Genomic DNA, 18,308 nt, shown 5'->3' on the forward strand with positions numbered 1-18,308 from the left:
CATGGTGCCAGCAGCGTGCCAGAATCGCCGTCGTGCACATCGGGATGACCGTGCCGGTGATGGAACCGGATCTGAACGCCGCCACGCTGAAGGCGTGGGCCCGCGCCATCGACGACGGACCGTTCTCCTCGCTCTGCTGGGGTGAGCGGATCGCGTTCGACAACCCCGACTCGCTCACCCTGCTGGGCGCGCTGGCGGCATGGACCGACCGGGCACGCCTGGTGACGACGGTCGTGGTGCCCCAGTTGCACGACCCCGTCATGCTCGCCAAGGCGCTGGCCACCGGCGACATGCTCAGCGGTGGCCGGCTGACCGTCGGCATCGGGGTCGGCGGCCGCGAAGAGGACTACCGCGCCGTGTCGGCCGACACCTCGTCTCAGACCATGCGCGGCATGGCCGAGCGGGTCGCCGTCATGAAGCGCATCTGGTCAGGCGAGAAGGTCACCGAATCCGTCGTGCCGGTCGGACCGCCGCCGGCGCAACCGGGCGGGCCGCAGTTGCTGGTCGGCACCATCGGGGCCAAAACCATTCGCAGTGCCGCCGATTGGGCACAAGGACTGGCCGGGATCACGCTGGATCTCGACGTCGCCAAGCAAGCCGAGCTCTTCGACGTCGCACGCCGGGCATGGGCGCAGGCCGGCAACCCGGCGCCGCACCTGGCCACCTCGTTCTGGTTCGCCGTCGGTGACGGACACGACGCGCGAAAGCAGGTCCACCGGCATCTGCGCCGCTACATGAACTGGATCCCGGGCGATGTGGTCGACGCGATGGCGCCCACGACCGGATGGGCCGGCAGCGACGAGGAACTGCTCGCCGTACTGCGCCGCTTCGAGGACATCGGCACCGACGAGATCCATCTGATCCCCACGAGCTCCGACGTCGGCCAGGTGCACCGGGTCGCCGACGTGGTCCGGGAGTTCGCGGCGGACCGCTGATTACCTACTCTGCGCGTCCGGAGGAAAGTTCACGTCTTTGGTGACCGATTCCCATTCGTCGATCGAGGCACCGAACGCCGCCAACTTCTCACGCACCGCCTTGAGCACATCGCGGCCCAGTAAAAGCCGCAGCGGCGGTTCATCAAGCGTGCTGACCATCAGCACCGCTTCGGCCACCTTGCGCGGATCGCCGGGCAGATGGTTGGCGAACTCCTTGATCATGGTCTTGCGCGCGCCGACGTTGTCGTCGTAGTCGGTGATCGGTGTCGTCGACTCCCACATTGAGCGTGCCGCCCAGTCGGTGCGAAACGCGCCCGGTTCGATGGCGGTGACCTTCACTCCGAATGGCTTGACTTCCTGGGCGAGCGCCTCGGTCAGCCCCTCGAGCGCGAACTTCGTCGACGAGTAGTACGCGTTCGGCGGGTTGGCCACCAGGCCGGTCATCGACGAGATGTTGATGATGTGCCCGGACCCGCGGGCACGCATCTGGGGCAGGACGGCCTTGATGGTGTCGACGACACCGAAGTAGTTGGTGTCGAACAACTTGCGGACCTTTACGTCCTCGCCCTCCTCGACGGCGGACAGGTAGCCGTGGCCCGCGTTGTTGACCAGCACGTCGATGCCCCCGAACGCATCGTGGGCCGCCTGCACGGCGGCCGCGATCTGGGCTTTGTCCGTCACGTCGAGCGCCGCCACCGTCGCGCGCTCGCCGAAGGTCTCGGCGAAGTCGGCGACCGATTCCGTGCGGCGCGCGGTCACCACAACGTGGTGGTCGGCTTCCAGTGCCGCCCGGGTGATCTCGCGCCCGATTCCCGTCGAGCAGCCGGTGACCAGCCAGCGGGCCATGTCAGATCGTTCCTTCCGGTAGCCGGCGCAGGTATGCGGCGCGTCGGTCCGCCAGCTCGGTGGCACGTTCGGACTCGGACACCCGCCGCAGTGTGGGCACCTCGTTTTCCAGGGCATCCAGGGCGACGACCCGGCCACGGGCACCCAAGTCGGGCTTCGGTCCGTCGGCGCCGAACTCGGCCATGCGCAGGGTAAGGATGCCCTCGTGCAGACCGTCGGAGTCGATCCAGTTTGCGACGCCCGGGTCGGTCGGGGAGATGACGTAGGTGTAGCTGCCGTCATCGCCGGCCACCGACTGGGCCTTGTTGAGGCTCCCGGTCCGATCGACGATGTCGAGGGTGGTGCCCCAGACGTTGCTCAGCGGGACGGTGAAGTACTCGGCGCCGCCGTCGCTGACGTCGACGACGAACGCCTCGCCCGGATTCAGGTCGAACCGGCCCATCACGTAGACCTGGTTGCGCATCGCGCCGACTCGGTCCGCCGACCACGCAAGGTTGAAGTGGTTGGGCGGCATCTTGTAGATCCCGTGGCTCAGCTTGCCGGTGAAGTTCGCGAAGTGCGCCATCATCGCCGCCGTGGCTTCGGCCTGCTCGTCGAGCGTGCGAGCCGGTGTCGACGGCGCCGAGCCGAGCCGTTGCACCGCAAGATGGTTGGGGTCGTCGCGATCCCAGTGCAGCAGCACGTCGCGGATGTAGAACTCATGTGCCTCCCCGGTCGTCTGCACGTGGTTGGGCCGGTCGCCGGCGGGGTCGGAGTCGACGGTGATGGTGAACGACCCGTCCGGGTCGACGGCCATGGTGCGGCCGTTGAGTACGGCGACGGTGCCCATGTCGGCGTCCCAAAGGGTGAAGTAGTTCTCCGCCATCCGGTTCTCGCCCACCCGGCCCCGGATCTCGTAGCGCTCGTCGCCCGAGATGGGGATGACGCGGTACACGCTGTCCGGATTGTCGATGCCCCAGCGTGATCCGGGGATCGCGTGCCCGGCCACCGGGTGGCCCAGCCGGGTGATGCACGTGACCTGAGGTCGCAACTTGTCCTGGTTCGACGACCACATCGCCGCGGAGAACATGACCTCGGCGAAGGCGGCGTCGAACCGCTCGCGCATGGCCTCGGAGGCCTTGGCGCGCGAAAGCCAGTTCTCGGCGACGCTGCGGTAGGCCGCATTGACCGTCGGGTGGTCCCTCAACTCCAGGGCGGCCAGTTCCTGTTCATGCTGCGATGCCGTCGCGACGGGATCACCGGTGAAATCGGTCATCATGTCCTCTCCGAAGAAGTTCGCGCAGAACGGAACCGGGTGTAGGCCGCGAAGCGTTCGTCGATCCGCTCGTCACTCAGCCCGTGATCCGATGCGGCGTAGGGTGGCCGGGCGGCCTCGCGTGGCCGGTCCACCAGCCAGCGGCGCATCGCGGCCTCCGCATCGACGGTCAGCGGCATCGCGATCGCGTCGTAGACCCGCGACACCTGCCCGATCGGGTCGGCGACCGCGTCGGCGTACTCGATGTCGGTGCAGCGCCACTCCTCGTCGCGCCAGTGCGACCGCACCGCTATCGCACGGTCGGTGGCCCAGCCCATGCGGTCGAGCCAGTCGGTTCCGATGCGGTGGCGGTCGACGTGGTCGGCGTGCATCGCATGCAGCGTGGCGTTGAGGCTGGCGCCCGAGGCGATCGCGTCCTTGGGGTCGCGGTGCATGTGCACGAGGTGCAGGTCGGGGAACCGGTCGCGCAGAGCGTTCAGATAGCCCAGGTGCGCAGGGGATTTGAGCACCCAGCGTCGTGGGCCGGCGCCGGTTCCTTCCCGCTGCCGTTTCTGCCATTGCAGGAACTGCAGCATGCGGTGCAGGTAGTCATACGCCGGGCCGAAGTCCTGCGAGTCGATCCAGCACCGGTACTTCGGCACGTGCGCACCGGATTCGGGCACGTGTGACAGGAACGCATCGGAGAGGAAGACGATCTCCTCTTCGGGCTCGCGTGCGTACATCGGGTGGATGGCGAACAGATCGGGCGCGAGTTCGCGCGACGTCGCCTCCCGCCTCTCGCTCACGGCGATGCGCGGATCCTCACGGTCGGTGAAGTCGTAACCCAGCTGCGGCGCGACCTCGACCACTTCCCAGCCGTACGCGCAGTGGAATCGCTTGTCCGCGGCCAGGAGTCGCTGCAACAGCGTGGTGCCGCTGCGCATCATCCCGACCACCACGATCGGTGCGGCGATCGCTTCCTCGGCGATCTCCGGATGGCGTCGTATCCACTCCTGGGCGCGCAGACGCATGCGCAGGCTGTGGACCAGACCCGAGCGCAGAATGTGCACACCGATGTCGTTGAGGTCGGCGGCGGCGTAACTGCCTGCGAGCACGTTCAGCGGTTCGGTGAACGTCAGGTCACCGAAGTCCTCGATGCCCTCCTTGCGTTGTGCGACGGCCATCAGGGCGGCCGCGTCGAAGGGCCGGGTCACCGACTCAGAACTTCAGGTGCCGGCTGGTGTCGCCGACCTGGTCGACGAACATGATCCGGGTATCGAACCACCAGGACCCCTCGACGCGGTGAAACGTGTCGAGGTAGCGACCGGTGACGATGACCTGCAGCGGCAGGTCCGGCGTCGCCTGAGTCACGCAGTAGTAGGCGCTGGCGCGAGCGGTGCCTGTGGTCTCGTCGACGTCTATCCGCACGTTGGTGGTGAAGTGTTTGGTCTTGGGAGTGCCGTCATCGTGGATGCGGGTGGCCATGTCGTACATCTGCCGGACCCGCGCGGTGCCCTCGAAAACCGTCTCGGGCGGGCCGTCTTCCATACCGCAGATCCGGCCGTGAGCGAACAACGCGGCGACGCCGTCGAGGTCGCCTGCGTCGATGCGGTCGGCGTAGGTGTACACCAGATTCTCGATCTCGCGGGCGGCATCGCTCATCGGCGGTAGACAACCAGGCCCGATGTGTCATGTCAACGACTTCGCGCCGTCACTAGGCTTTCGACCGTGACTTCCAAGTGGACGCCGACCCGACTCGGCAATCTGAGTGGCAAGCGGATCATCGTCACCGGCGCCACCAACGGTGTGGGTCTGGCGACGGCGCGGGCACTCGCGGGAGCCGGCGCACATGTGGTCCTGGCGGTGCGCAACCTGGAACTGGGCGCGCAGCGGGCGGACGAGATCGGCGGCGACACGTCCGTCGTCAAGCTCGATCTCGCCGACCAGTCATCCGTGAGGGCCTTCCCCGATCTGATCGAGGGCGACGTGGACATCCTGATCAACAACGCTGGCCTGGTCGCGCAGAACCGCGGCGAGACGGTCGACGGGTTCGAGAGCACGCTGGGCATCAACTTCCTCGGTCCGTTCGCCTTGACCAATCTGATCTTCGAGCGGGTGCGCTCGAAGATCATCAATGTCGGCTCCGATGCCCACAGGTCCGCCACGATCGCTTTCGACGACCCGCATCTGCGCACGCGCAAGTGGTCGGCGTTCCCGGCCTATGGCCGCTCGAAGCTGGCGGTGATGTTGTGGGGCCTGGAACTGGACCGGCGACTGCGCGAGGCGGGCTCGCCCGTCACCAGCTACCTCACCCACCCGGGTTGGGTCGCGTCGAATCTGTCGAACGTGTCGGACAAGGTGGTGATGGCGGCATTCCACTCGGTGGTCAAGGCGGTGGCCGGCGTGCTGGCCAACGACCTCGATGCGGGTGCGGCCCCGACGCTGTACTGCATCACCGAGCCCATCCCGCCCGGCAGCTACGTCGGGATCGACAGCAGGTTCGGCCTCAAGGGTGGCCCGACGTTGAGCGGTCGCGCCGCGGTGGCATGCGATTACGACGACGCGCAGCGGCTCTGGCAGTTCGCCGAGAAGGAGACCGGCGCCACCCTGCAGCTGTAGTCGCGCGGTGGTGAAAATGTGAGCCACCATTTGATGGTCCGCCGAAAATTGATCATGTAAGGCGGCGGCACTGGCGCCAACCGCGATGATTGTCACTGCGCCGAGCCGCCAAGTGAAGATCCCTCGGAATATCGTTTGTCGCCGTGGCAAGCCGGGTACCGTGCATTTGACTAGCACGTAAATGAGGGAGGTGCCTGTGCGCCGGACCTCGAGAATTGCGGGCTGGCGGCGCGTGGCCGCGCTGCGGCACTTTCTTCATGGCTTCAGCCGATCGATTTCTGCGGCGGCTCCAGAATTCCGAGTTGTCACTTTTTCTGACGGCGTATTTGCGAGGTCGGGGCGCAAAAGGCTTGTCGGGGGGCGTCGACTAACAATCCATTAGTAGGGGGTGAGCCGGATGTCGTATGCCGGATACATCGGACGGGTCGGGGTCTTGGCCGTCGCGCTCGGAGTGGGCGTGTCAGTCGCAACACACCCTGGCATCGTGCTCGCGGAGCCGACGGGGGATCCCGGTGTGTCGAGTTCCGACTCACCATCGGCGGCCTCGACCGGCTCCGGGGCCGCGACCGGCACCGAATCGTCGACGACTACCGGCGGCCTACCGAGCCCGTACGCACCCAGTGATACGTCCGGAGCTTCACCGACGCCGGTTTCTTCACCCGACGAGGGCCCGACGGCCGCCGCGCCGCCGAACGCGTCGGAGCCGCCCGAGAACCCCGACAGCGAAGCCGACCATGAGGAGGATGTCGATTCCTCGATTCCCCCCACGGCCGCCAACACACCGCAAGCCATACCGGCCGGCTCGGAGCAGTTCGACAGACCGACGCAGACGTCTGGTGTAAGCCCGCTGCCTGAATCGACGTCGCAGCCGTCCTCGACCGCCGATTCGGGAGCCCCGGCCAGCCACAGATCGGTCGGAATTGCCATAGCCGACGAGCCTGACGATTTGTCGGCGTCCGATGACTCGAGCGTCGTGGAAACCACGGTCACCACGAGCGGCGCCCCGACGCTCGAGTCGATCTCCGCTTCGACCCTTGAACAGCCGGCCGAGACATCAGTAGCCGACGTCGGTGTCATTCAGAGCCGTCCGCAAGACGCTCCCGCCTATTTCTACGGCGTGCTGGCCCCGCTGAATATCGTCATGACCGCCGTTTCACACATGCTGGCCTGGGTCGGCGCGTTCGCCGGTGCTGTGCCTGGCGCGCCGCTGGAGTCCCCGCTTCTGCTCTTGCTGATGAGTTGGATGCGTCGCGAGAGCCAGCAATCGCTGGTTCGCGACGTGCCGGTAACGAGTCTCGCCACCACCACCACCGGCCAGTCCTTCGATCCACTGCCGGAGACCGACGCCGGCCAACCGCCATCCGTGATCGAGGGCGTTGGCACGACGGACCCGGTGACGGGCGAGATCTCGGGATCGCTGAATCCGGCCGGGACGTCACTGACTTACACCCTTATACAGGGGTCTTCCATGGGCGGGTCGGTCCTAGTGAACGCCGACGGCACTTTCCGCTACACACCGACGACTGCAGCCAGGTTGGCCGCTGCGCAGACCATGGGTGTAGACCTGGACTCCTTTACGGTTGAGGCCAGCGACGGTCAAACCGCATCGACTTCCATCGTTCGGGTGGCGGTTTCGCCGGCCAACCTTTCGGTGGCAACCAACGCCGGCCAGACGGGCTACCTCCCGGGCGGCGTCGCCGTCATCGGTGACCGAGCGTATGTCGCGAATCAAGGTTCCAACACCGTGTCGGTAATCGATATCTCAACGCCCGCGCCGGTCCTGCTCGCCACCATTCCCGTCGGCTGGCGTCCCACCGCTGTGGCCGCCGGAACTGCCGACGGATCGCGCATCTACGTGACCAATTCCTGGTCTCACACCGTATCGGTGATTGACACGTCCGCGCCGACGCCAACGGTTATCGCGACGATCCCTGTCGGCTACGGGCCGACGGGCATCACCGTGAGCCCGTACGGCTCGCGCGCATACGTAGTCAACACCTCCAGCGGGACAGTGTCGGTGATCGACACAGCGGTCAACCGGGTCACCGCCACGGTATGGGCGGGCTATTCGCCCGGCGGTGCCGGGCTCAGCCCCGACGGAACACGGCTCTACGTCACCAGCCTCGGAGGATGGACGGTGTCGGTCATCGACACCACCACACCCACACCGACCGTGCTGGCGACGGTGGGAGTAGGTGCCGCGCCGAGCTCGGTGGCGGTCGGCCACGATCGGGCATTCGTCGCCAATCAGTACTCCAACACCGTGTCCATCATCGACACGACAGGGCCTACTCCGCGGCTGACGGCGACGGTCTCGGTGGGGCCGGCGCCTACGTCGATTGTGCTGAGCAAGGACGGGACAGCTGCATATGTAGCCAACAGCGACGACACCGTGTCCGTGATCGACGTGGCGGGCAACCGCCTACTTCGCACCATCACCGTTGATCCCCAGCCCGAGTGGGGCGCCCATTCGTTGGTGCTGAGCGCTGACGGATCACGGTTGTACGTTGCCGATGCATACGACGGGGCATTGCGGTCTGTCTCCCTGGTCACCGGCACGTCGATCAAGACCGGCCATGCACCTCTCGTCCTTCCCGGCGGTCATGGCTACACCGTCCCGGCAACGTGGTATTTCCCGAACAAGGACGAGCCGCCGGTCGGCGTGGTCTATCTGCAACACGGCTTCTATCGATCCAGTGCCAATGTGTCGGCGCTCGCCAGGGAACTCGCCGAGAGCACTAACAGCGTCGTGGTCACGCCGGACATCAGTTCCAACTACTTCGATCCGTACAACATCTGGGGCAGCCCCATACAGCGCGCCGTAGCGTCGATGTTCTCCGGAGATCGCGCCGCCTTGACGGCCAGTGCATCCGCCGCGGCTGGATACTCGGTCACGTTGCCGAAACAGGTGGTGTTGGCGGGACATTCAGCGGGGGGAACAGTCGTCTCAGCGGCTGCCGGATACATGGCCGATTCCGGCGATGCCAGTGCGCTGAAAGCCGTCATCTTGTATGACTCCGTTGACACCCGTGAGGCCAGAGTCGGACTTGCCAAGCTGAGTGGAGTCAATGCGGTACCGGTGTATCTCATTGCCGCTCAACCGTGTTCGTGTAACTACGGTGGTCAGCATGCTTACAATACCTTGACATCACCGCCCAGCAACTTCACCGGCATCATGTTGGACGGGGGTGGCCACCTCGACGCCGAGGGCGAAACGACCAATTGGTACGCGACGTTCTTCTGCGGTGCCGCCCAGCCCAACAACGCGGCTGCGGTACGGAACATCACTGCGAGCTGGGTCACCCACGTGTTCACGGGATCGACCACCGAGATAGCCGGGCCGGTGGGGACGGTCATCCACCTGGACAATGCGACGGTTCGGATTGTCGGTTCGAGCGGCGCGCTGGCCGCCTAGACCGATCGCATGCTTATTGCCGCATCGGTAAATCGTTGTCTCTCAACAAGATACTGAATGGCACCAGGACACGAATCCATTCTGGAATGGCAACGAACTGATCAAGATCAGTCTGCTCGCATCGACTGAATGGTAGAAAAAGTCCGCATCAAGGACCCCGCGGCGGCATATCGACGCCTATCCAACGGTCAGCAGAACCTCGCTCGTCAGTCGATATCGACCGGGCCTCGTGACAGTTGACACGCTTCTACCGAGGAGCCCCCAATGAGGAAGCCAGTGGCAATACTGGCCGCTGTCTGGAGCCTGCTGAGTGCTCCGCTCTTCGCGGGCCCCCCGCCCGCGAAGGCAGCGGACAACACTTATGCCCTGCAATCGATGTTCAACGCGCTCAAGGCCGGAGACACGCTGACACTCGACGCCGCCGCCACATACGAGTACAGCAACGTGCTGACCATTCGGGTCGCGGGCGTGCGGATCAACGGCAACGGCGCGACGCTAAGAGCCACCAACCCGTCGCTCGCTGCTCTGCAGATCCTTGCTGACAACGTTATTGTGAGCGATCTCAACCTGACGGGGTTGGTGGGAGCCCCTCGGCAGGACGGCCCCAATCAATCCAGGTTGGTTTTCGGCAGCACCGGCACGGTCATCAGCGATGTGAACATCACCGGTGGCGCATCGGCGGGAATCTATGTCGTCGGTGCACGTAATTTCCGGGTCGAGCGCGTGACGATTCGCGACACAGCTGCCGACGGCGTTCAGGTATCGGCCGGATCCAACACCGGGCGGCTCGACAATGTGACGGTCGAACGGTCCGGTGATGATGCGATAGCCGTCGTCTCTTATCTGTGGAGCTTCCCTCCCGCGGCGCCCTGCCGAAACATCGTCATAGAGTCGCCGGTCGTCAGTCGACCCGGCCAGCGCGGGATCGTCGTTGTTGGTGCTGACAACGTCTCGATCAACAATCCGACGGTCACCAGCACGCCACTGTCGGGCATATTCATCGGCTCCCAAGGTTGGCCGTATTTCACCGCAGCCACAAGCGGGGTCAGGATAACGGGCGGCAAGGTCACCCGGGGCAATGACGGCGGGGGCATTCCCACCGGTGCCCTCACGATACTCAGCCAGAATTACTTCGCGAACGTCTCGGACGTCGAGGTATCTGGCTTGACCATCGCCGACACCCCTCAGTCTGCTGTCGCCAACATCGGCGTCGCCGCCTTCTGGGCTGGGCCGCCGAGCCGGGTGGCGCTGCGCGACATCGCCATCACTCAGCAGCCCGAGACACCAGTCGTTTGGGCGAACGTCGCGAGAAGCAGTTACACGACGTCGGGCGTCACCATGAACGGTCGACCGATACCAGTGCCGTGAGTAATCCTCTCGCCTGAATTCAAACCAGCATCAGCGCGGCACGGGTTACCCGACCTGAACACCCGCCTCTCATTTGAGGCGTGCTGGCGTCGGAGCGCTTGTAAACTTTCGCCGGACCTGCCGACGTAGGGGGTGTGATGGCAGAGGTGTCGCGGTACCGTCGCCCGGATCCGCCGCTGCGGGTTGTGGTGACCGGCAGGGCGACTGAGTGTCTTTTCAACATCACCTGCCTGCTGTGGGGTGACATGCTGCGGGATGAGGATGATGACTGATCTGCGGCAGGCCGCCGACGGCGGAAGATCCTCGCGCTTGCGGCGGCTCGGGGACCTGGCGGTGGGTCGAGCACTGTCCTTACCGCCAGTCAGAACCGGATACACGGTCCGCCGCGGCATCAGAGTGCCGATGCGCGACGGCGTAGAACTGCTTGCCGACCACTACGCGCCGGTGACGCACCGCGCGGCGGGCACGATCCTCATGCGCAGTCCGTACGGTCGCGGGATGCTGTCATCGCTGCTTTTCGGCCAGTTGTATGCCTCACGTGGCTATCACATCGTTATCCAAAGTGTGCGCGGCACTTTCGGTTCGGGCGGCACGCTCTCGCCGATGACGTATGAGAAGGACGACGGCCTCGACACCGCGAAGTGGCTGAGTCAACAGGATTGGTACACAGGTGGCTTCGCGATATTGGGTGTTTCGTACGGCGCGATGGCGGGTTGGGCGCTGCTCGATGACCCGCCATCCGACGTGACGGCGGTTATCTCGGTTGTCGGGCCCCATGATGCTAGTCGAATTTCCTGGGACACTGGAGCATTCGCTCTGGCGGATACTCTCGGGTGGTCGCACCAGGTTGCCAATCAAGAAGATGTCAGCCGCTGGCAGAAGCTGTTGGCCGTCAGCCGCACCAATGACGCGCTGGATGCCGCGTTGGCCGAATTCCCACTCGGTGACGCCGCCTCGGCGCTGCTGGGCGACAGTGCTCCGTGGTATCGGACTTGGATCGAGCACAGCGACAAGGCGGATCCGTACTGGACACCGATGAGATTCGATGGAGCGCTCGAAAAGATCGACGTCCCGGTGTTGCTGATCACCGGCTGGCAGGACGCATTCCTCACTCAAACGCTTGACCAGTACCACCGCCTCCACCAGCGCGGGGTTGATGTGGCACTGACTGTCGGTTCCTGGAGCCATCTTTCCATGCTGACGACGGCGATCGGCGATGTCTCTCGAGAGACTCTGCACTGGCTTGATCGGTACGTCGCAGGTCAGGTCAGCACACCGGTGCGCAGTCCGGTCCGCGCGTCGATCACGAACGACGCATGGGTCGATCTGCCTGCCTGGGCCCCCCAAAGTGAAGAGCGGTGTTGGTATCTGGCCTGTTGCGAGGCCCTCTTGGAAGCCGAATCCGGAGACCGGGGCGCAGCGTCAAGGTTTCGCTATGACCCGGCATCGCCGACGCCGGTGCCCGGAGGCCCCTTCCTGTCACCGTCCGGCGGCTACCGCGACGACACCCATCTCGCCTACCGTCATGACGTCTTGAGCTTCGTCTCCGAACCGCTTCGCGCTGATGTGTACCTGATGGGCAGTCCGACGGTCGAGCTCATCCACTCTGCGGACAACCCGTGCGCCGACGTCTTTGTACGCATCAGCGAGGTGAACCGGCGCGGGAAGTCACGCAACGTTACCGACGGCTTCCGAAGGCTCACGGCATCGGTCGATCCCGCGCCGGTTCGCATCGAGATGGACCCGGTGGCGCACCGCTTCCGCGCCGGATCGAGAATCCGGCTCGTCGTCGCCGGCGGCGCCCACCCTCGGTTCAGCCGCAACACCGGCACCGCCGAGTCGCCCTGGAATGCACAGGAGCTCGTCGCTGTCACACATACGGTCCAACACGGCGAGGGCATGCACTCGCGGCTGACCCTCCCGGTCACAGTCGGACGGCCGTCAGAGGCCGCAGACTCCTGACGATCCGCACACCATGCGAACGAGCAGCGTACGCCTGCGGGGTGGCCGAGTGTTTCACACCTCACGGCGCCCGATCCGCCGGTTCGCCGCGAGTGTCGTTTCGTCAGTCATCGCTCGCCCCTCTCGTCGACCGCCGGTTGCCATCCCGGGGCCGGCCCGGTGACCCCTCGCTCAAACACACACTGGATCTGGAGCGGGCAGTAGCCGGGGATGTGGCCGAGGCCCTGCACGGCACGACGCCGCCGTCCGAATTTTCTGGCGCTGCCGCACGACAAGTCGCCGTACCAGCAAAGCGATATGAATGGAGAGATTGCCGGTTCACGACATGTTAAGAACCGCTGACTCGGTTACGGCAACAAATGCGAAGTTTGCACGGCCACACTGGTAGCCGGGCCACACGGTGAACCGCTGATCGCATTTCAACGGATCCGATGTGGAGTTATCTAGCGGAGGCGTAAATTGTTTTCGCAAACGTCATCTCGGGATTTTCGCAGGGTTGGGGAATTCACATGGCCGCTGGAGTGCATCGTCGTCAGGTCCGAGGCAAGCCAAACAAGCGTAGAAGTCGAATCCGCCGCGCGGACACCGCGTCCGCTTCGAACGCCCTGCGCGAGGTGCCTCCAACGGAGGTGCGCACCATCGGCACCGCTGGTTACGGCAAGTACATCGGGCGGGTCGGCGCTCTCGCCGTGGCGATGGGAGTCGGGTTCGCTGTGGCTACGGGCCACGGTGTCGGACTGGGTGCGGCCCGAGCCGACAACACCGAGACTTCTGACGACGTATCAAACGACGCGTCGGTTGAAGCAGGCTCAGCGGTCACGGCGGGTTCCCCTGCCGCGGGGGTGGCGTCGTCGTCGGCCGATCCGCCCACGGCCCTCGCGGGGGACGAGGATGACGAGCCCGACGAGGGCGACGAAAGCCTCACCGAAAGCAATCCGTATGTACCGAAGATGAATTACGCCGGTGGCGTGGAAACCGACGGAGACGGTCGCGACGGGTCGGACGCCGATGCGACAGTCGGTGAACCAGAGTCGGTCGAGGAAGCGCCACAAGGCACAGTGCAGCCGGTGCGGCCGGACGAGTACACCTCAGCGCCGGGCATCGAGGTCACTGCACATGCGGCGGTACCGCGGCCCGGGGCCGAGCGCCAGGCCACCAGCGCGAGTGATAGTTCGAAAATCATGGTGTCACAGCACAACTGGGCGGTATCTTTGGCGCCGCCCGGCAGCGCTGACTCCGGGCGGGACCGCCACCTGAGCGCCATTGCTGAGGGCCCGATCGAGCAGCGAGTGGCCGCGATGGCTGACCAGGACTACACCGCTGCCGGCGCGCAGACGATCATGCTGTCGAATGGTCCGGCTGAGGGCGGAGCCGACGCGATGAGTGCTCTGACGCAGCCCGCGCAGTCTCACACCGCGCCGGCCAACGCTTTCCTCGCCCTCGCCGCGGTGGCGGACACAGTCACCCGCACATTGGTGGCTGTCTTCTTGTCACCATTCTTGGCTCCGGCCCCGGCCATGCCGGCAGATCCGCCGCTGTTGTGGGCGGTGCTGGCGTTCGTGCGCCGCGAGGTTCAGCAATTCCACCGCACCTTCTTCAACCGCACGCCCATCGCCGCCGACGACGCGGTGTCCACCGCCGAGGGCACCGCGATCACCGTCGACCCGCTGACCAATGACGCCGACCCGGATACCGAGCCGACCCCCGACACCATCGCGGTGGTCTCGTTCACCCAACCGTCCAACGGCACGGTCGTGCGTAACGCCAACGGCAGCCTCACCTACACGCCGAACGAAGCCTTCAGCGGCACCGACACTTTCACCTACACCGTCAGCGACGAGACCAGCGCCCCACATATCCACGACTTGTGGGGCTTACTCACCGGCGGCGGTCACACCGCCACCGCCAGCGTCACGGTGACCGTCACCGCCGCACCCGACGGCCCCAACGCGGTCAGCGACACGATCGACGCCGTCGAGGACACCCCGGCGGTCATCACCCGCGCCCAACTGTTGGCCAACGACACCGCCCCCGACGGCGACCCGGTCGTTCTCGTCACAGTAGGAGGCCCTGCCAATGGGACGCTGGACTTCGATTCTGCTTCTGGCGCCTTCACTTACACGCCCGACCAGGACTTCAATGGCACCGACACCTTCGCGTACCGCATCACCGACCCCGCTGGCCGTGCCGACACCGCCACGGTGACCATCAATGTCGCCTCCGTCGCTGACGCAGTGGTCACAGCCGTGGTCGAAGACGTCGGCGTAGACCTGACGGGGGTGGCAGTCGCGCCCGACGGTGACCGTGGGTACATCGCGTCCGGTGCTGACGACGATGCGGACGGAAACGGCGTCGTGACGTGGATCGACGCCGACAGCGACTCCGATGGCTGGAGTGTCGGCGGTACCGTCGAGGTCGGGCGGGACCCGGGTGCCGTGGCCGTAGATGCCGAACAGGCCTACGTCGTCAACCGGGGTGACGGCACGGTCTCGATCATCGATCGGGTAACCCATCGTGAGGTCGACACCGACGGTGATGGTGTGCCCGATCGGGTCTCGGTCGGCGCAGTGACGGATCTGGCGGTGGCCCGCGGAGACGCCGAGAACGACCGCGTCTACGCCGTGGACGCCGACGGTGCCGTGTTGGCGATCGACGCCAGGGAACACCGGGTGGCCGGCCGACTCGAGGGTGCCGCGGGAGACCGGGGCGCTGCGCCGAGCCTCGCGGTGACTCCCGACCGCAGGCGGGTGTATGTCGCCGACCGCGGCAGCATCCGGGTCATCGAAGTGAGCCGCGCCGCCACGCTGAGAACTGCCGGTGGGGACGCCGCCGTCGCTGCAGAGACCGACACGCTTCGGGTTGTTGACGAGGTGAACCTCGGCGGCGACATCACCGGTCTGGAGATCAGCCCTGACGGCCGCCGCGTGTATGCGACCGTCGTGCGGGCCGGCGTTGCGGAGGTCGAGGCGTGGGATGCTCGGGCTGAATCCCTCGAACGTGTCGGTGCCGTCCGCCTCGCGGGTGATCCGCGGGCCATCGCGGTCAGCGATGACGGCACTCGGGGGTATGTGGTCAGAGCCGATCGAAACGTCTCGGTGCTGGACCTCCGCAGACTCACTGTGGTCGACGAGGTCGTCATCGGTGCGGCCGGAGACGCGGCGTTCGTGCCGGGACGTGACGCGCTGCTGGTAGCCGACGCCGCGGCTCTGTTGGTGGTGAGCACGCCGTTCGAGGAGTCGACAGTCCTCGAACCCGACACCGCCCGAACGGGCGAGGACAACTCGGTTGTCATCGACGTGCTCGCCAACGACACCGACGCCGGGGGCGCCGAGTTGACGCCGACGGTGGTCAGCGGACCTGCGAACGGGATAGCCACCGTCAACCTCGACGGCACCATCACCTACACCCCGAACGCCGACTTCGACGGTGTCGACAGCTTCAGCTACACCGTTGACGGCGGAACCTCCAACAGCGCGCCGGCCACCGTCACGGTCACCGTCACGCCGCCGGTCACCATCCAATTGAACTGGCTCGCCGACCCCGATGACTTGGACGCACACTTGCTCGGGCCGTCCGCGACAGGGGATGGCCGAGGCTTCCACGTCTACTATGCGAACCCGTCCTACAACGTGGACGGCACCCTCGGAGGCGCTGCGGAACGAGCCGCGTTCCTGGGGGACGACGACACAGACGGGTTCGGTCCCGAGGTCACTGAAATCAACACACGGACGCCTGGCGAGTACGTCTTCTATGTTCAACGGTTCGCCGGTACCGGAACTCTGGCCGGCTCCGGCGCGTCGGTGACGGTGACCGACCCCAGCAGCTGGCAACACTCTGTGACGTTCTCGGTGCCCGCCGAGGGAGCAGGAGACTTCTGGTCGGTCTTCACGCTCACAGTGTCGGAGGATGGAGCGGTGACTATCACGCCGATCAATGACATAAGCGACATCGCACCGACGCTGCCCGCGACCACGTCGCTGACGCTCTGAGGGGATCCGGTATCAGAGGCGGGGAAAGCCTCTACCTGGCAAGATGCTGGTGCCCCCGGCAGGATTCGAACCTGCGGCCTTCTGCTCCGGAGGCAGACGCTCTATCCCCTGAGCTACGGGGGCGCACGAGAATTCTGCGCCGTTGGGCCTGCACAGCCTAACGCATGTCAGGCAGCGGTTATGGATTCGGGGCCGGAGGTGCACAGACCATAGGATGGACCCTCGTGACCCCCGCCGATCTCGCCGAACTGCTCAGGACCACCGCCGCCGCGGTGCTGGTCGAGCACGGTCTCGACGCGTCAGCGCTGCCGACGACGGTCACCGTCGAGCGCCCGCGCAACCCAGAGCACGGTGACTACGCCACCAACCTGGCGCTTCAGCTCGGCAAGAAGGTCGGCGCCAACCCGCGCGAGCTGGCCGGATGGCTGGCCGCCGCGCTGGCCGACAATGACGGCATCGCCGCCGCCGACGTCGCGGGCCCCGGTTTCGTCAACCTGCGGATCGAGGCCTCGGCGCAGAACGTCATCGTCACCGACGTCTTGACCGCGGGGCCCGAGTACGGCCATTCCGCCGTACTGGCCGGGCAGAGCATCAACCTCGAGTTCGTCTCCGCGAATCCGACCGGTCCGATTCACATCGGCGGCAGCCGCTGGGCCGCGGTCGGCGACGCCCTGGGCCGGCTGCTGTCCACCCAGGGCGCCCGGGTGGTACGGGAGTACTACTTCAACGACCACGGCGCGCAGATCGACCGGTTCACGAACTCGCTGATCGCCGCTGCCAAGGGCAACTCCATACCGGAGGACGGCTACGCCGGCGACTACATCGCCGACATCGCCGCTCAGGTGCTCGCCAAGGAGCCCGACGCGCTTGGGCTGCCCGACGCCGAGGTGCGCGAGACGTTCCGCGCGATCGGTGTGGACCTGATGTTCGCCCACATCAAGCAGTCGTTGCACGACTTCGGCACCGACTTCGACGTCTACACCCACGAAGACTCGATGCACAATTCCGGACGCGTCGAGCAGGCGATCGCCCGGCTGCGCGAGGCCGGCAGCATCTACGAGAAGGACGGCGCCGTCTGGCTGCGCACCACCGACTACGGTGACGACAAGGACCGGGTCGTCATCAAGAGCGACGGCGCACCGGCCTATGTCGCCGCCGACATCGCCTACTACCTCGACAAGCGCGAACGCGGCTTCGACCTGTGCATCTACATGCTCGGCGCCGACCACCACGGCTACATCGCTCGACTGAAGGCCGTCGCCTCGGCACTCGGGGAGGACCCCGCGACCGTCGAGGTGCTCATCGGCCAGATGGTGAACCTGGTCAGAGACGGGCAGCCGGTCCGGATGAGCAAGCGGGCCGGCACGGTCATCACCCTCGACGACCTCGTCGAGGCGATCGGCGTCGACGCCGCCCGGTACTCGCTGATCCGCTCGTCGGTGGACAGCCCGATCGACATCGACCTGGCGTTGTGGTCGTCGGCGTCCAACGAAAACCCCGTCTACTACGTGCAATACGCGCATGCCCGGCTATCCGCCCTCGCCCGCAACGCCGCCGACCTCGGCGTCACCGCCGACACCGCAAACCTGCGGCTGCTCACCCACGACAAAGAGGGCACCCTGATCCGCAACATCGGCGAGTTCCCGCGGATACTGAAAACCGCTGCCGCCCTGCGTGAACCACATCGCGTCTCGCGCTATCTGGAGGAGCTGGCCGGTGACTACCACCGATTCTACGACTCGTGCCGGGTGCTGCCCCAGGGCGACGAGGCGCCTGGCGAACTGCACGGTGCGCGACTGGCGTTGTGCCAGGCCACCCGACAGGTGATCTCCAACGGCCTTTCCATCCTCGGCGTCACCGCCCCGGAGCGCATGTGATCGCCCATCCCGCCGGCCCCCGGCACGCCGAAGAAATCCACCACGGCGGCGCCCCACCGCGAC

12 protein-coding genes and 1 tRNA gene are annotated in these 18,308 nt (G+C 65.9%); 7 read left to right on the plus strand and 6 right to left on the minus strand.

Annotated features, from left to right (window positions below):
- Positions 1-44 precede the first annotated feature (44 nt).
- The gene (locus K3G64_RS15370; RefSeq protein ID WP_238950702.1) at positions 45-935 is read left to right on the plus strand and encodes an LLM class flavin-dependent oxidoreductase; all 891 of its coding nucleotides are present in this window, start codon (positions 45-47) and stop codon (positions 933-935) included.
- Here K3G64_RS15370 and K3G64_RS15375 read toward each other — a convergent pair whose 3' ends face one another.
- From K3G64_RS15375 to K3G64_RS15390, 4 genes are read right to left on the minus strand one after another with little or no spacing between them, the layout of a single operon-like run.
- Complete coding sequence (locus tag K3G64_RS15375) at positions 936-1,781, minus strand: oxidoreductase (protein WP_238885478.1); 846 nt, start codon at positions 1,779-1,781, stop codon at positions 936-938. It abuts the gene before it with no gap.
- 1 nt (position 1,782) lies between these two features.
- Complete coding sequence (locus K3G64_RS15380) at positions 1,783-3,036, minus strand: hypothetical protein (RefSeq protein WP_370647203.1); 1,254 nt, start codon at positions 3,034-3,036, stop codon at positions 1,783-1,785.
- The gene (locus tag K3G64_RS15385; RefSeq protein ID WP_238885482.1) at positions 3,036-4,229 is read right to left on the minus strand and encodes a sulfotransferase family protein; all 1,194 of its coding nucleotides are present in this window, start codon (positions 4,227-4,229) and stop codon (positions 3,036-3,038) included. The genes K3G64_RS15380 and K3G64_RS15385 overlap by 1 nt, the downstream gene beginning before the upstream one ends.
- 4 nt (positions 4,230-4,233) lie before the next feature.
- On the minus strand, positions 4,234-4,677 hold the full coding sequence (locus K3G64_RS15390; RefSeq protein WP_238885484.1) for a nuclear transport factor 2 family protein: 444 nt from the start codon (positions 4,675-4,677) through the stop codon (positions 4,234-4,236).
- Between the two features lie 66 nt (positions 4,678-4,743).
- Between K3G64_RS15390 and K3G64_RS15395 the strand changes: the two genes are divergently transcribed.
- Entirely contained in the window at positions 4,744-5,634 is an 891-nt protein-coding gene (locus K3G64_RS15395; RefSeq protein WP_238885486.1) for an SDR family NAD(P)-dependent oxidoreductase, read from the plus strand.
- A gap of 378 nt (positions 5,635-6,012) precedes the next feature.
- Here K3G64_RS15395 and K3G64_RS15400 read toward each other — a convergent pair whose 3' ends face one another.
- On the minus strand, positions 6,013-6,561 hold the full coding sequence (locus K3G64_RS15400; protein WP_238885488.1) for a hypothetical protein: 549 nt from the start codon (positions 6,559-6,561) through the stop codon (positions 6,013-6,015).
- 214 nt (positions 6,562-6,775) lie between these two features.
- Between K3G64_RS15400 and K3G64_RS15405 the strand changes: the two genes are divergently transcribed.
- From K3G64_RS15405 to K3G64_RS15420, 4 genes are all read left to right on the plus strand, one after another.
- Positions 6,776-9,049, plus strand: coding sequence for an Ig-like domain-containing protein (locus tag K3G64_RS15405; protein ID WP_238885490.1), 2,274 nt, complete (start codon positions 6,776-6,778; stop codon positions 9,047-9,049).
- A gap of 264 nt (positions 9,050-9,313) precedes the next feature.
- On the plus strand, positions 9,314-10,417 hold the full coding sequence (locus tag K3G64_RS15410) for a right-handed parallel beta-helix repeat-containing protein (protein ID WP_238885492.1): 1,104 nt from the start codon (positions 9,314-9,316) through the stop codon (positions 10,415-10,417).
- A 264-nt stretch (positions 10,418-10,681) separates the two neighbouring features.
- A complete protein-coding gene (locus tag K3G64_RS15415) occupies positions 10,682-12,379 on the plus strand; it encodes a CocE/NonD family hydrolase (protein WP_238885493.1) in 1,698 nt (565 codons plus the stop codon).
- 614 nt (positions 12,380-12,993) lie between these two features.
- Complete coding sequence (locus K3G64_RS15420) at positions 12,994-16,368, plus strand: Ig-like domain-containing protein (protein ID WP_238885494.1); 3,375 nt, start codon at positions 12,994-12,996, stop codon at positions 16,366-16,368.
- A 47-nt stretch (positions 16,369-16,415) separates the two neighbouring features.
- Here K3G64_RS15420 and K3G64_RS15425 read toward each other — a convergent pair.
- Positions 16,416-16,491 (minus strand) — tRNA-Arg (locus K3G64_RS15425).
- Between the two features lie 101 nt (positions 16,492-16,592).
- Between K3G64_RS15425 and argS the strand changes: the two genes are divergently transcribed.
- On the plus strand, positions 16,593-18,245 hold the full coding sequence (gene argS / locus K3G64_RS15430) for an arginine--tRNA ligase (RefSeq protein ID WP_238885495.1): 1,653 nt from the start codon (positions 16,593-16,595) through the stop codon (positions 18,243-18,245).
- Positions 18,246-18,308 lie beyond the last annotated feature (63 nt).

The organism is Mycobacterium sp. IDR2000157661 (genome assembly GCF_022317005.1).
Taxonomy (GTDB): Bacteria; Actinomycetota; Actinomycetes; order Mycobacteriales; family Mycobacteriaceae; genus Mycobacterium.

What these genes read in the sequence shown, in the direction of transcription:
- K3G64_RS15370 (WP_238950702.1), top strand. Translation starts at nt 45, where the DNA reads ATGACCGTGCCGGTGATGGAACCGGATCTGAACGCCGCCACGCTGAAG.
- K3G64_RS15375 (WP_238885478.1), bottom strand. Translation starts at nt 1,781, where the DNA reads ATGGCCCGCTGGCTGGTCACCGGCTGCTCGACGGGAATCGGGCGCGAG.
- K3G64_RS15380 (WP_370647203.1), bottom strand. Translation starts at nt 3,036, where the DNA reads ATGACCGATTTCACCGGTGATCCCGTCGCGACGGCATCGCAGCATGAA.
- K3G64_RS15390 (WP_238885484.1), bottom strand. Translation starts at nt 4,677, where the DNA reads ATGAGCGATGCCGCCCGCGAGATCGAGAATCTGGTGTACACCTACGCC.
- K3G64_RS15400 (WP_238885488.1), bottom strand. Translation starts at nt 6,561, where the DNA reads ATGGCAATTCCGACCGATCTGTGGCTGGCCGGGGCTCCCGAATCGGCG.
- K3G64_RS15405 (WP_238885490.1), top strand. Translation starts at nt 6,776, where the DNA reads ATGACCGCCGTTTCACACATGCTGGCCTGGGTCGGCGCGTTCGCCGGT.
- K3G64_RS15410 (WP_238885492.1), top strand. Translation starts at nt 9,314, where the DNA reads ATGAGGAAGCCAGTGGCAATACTGGCCGCTGTCTGGAGCCTGCTGAGT.
- K3G64_RS15415 (WP_238885493.1), top strand. Translation starts at nt 10,682, where the DNA reads ATGACTGATCTGCGGCAGGCCGCCGACGGCGGAAGATCCTCGCGCTTG.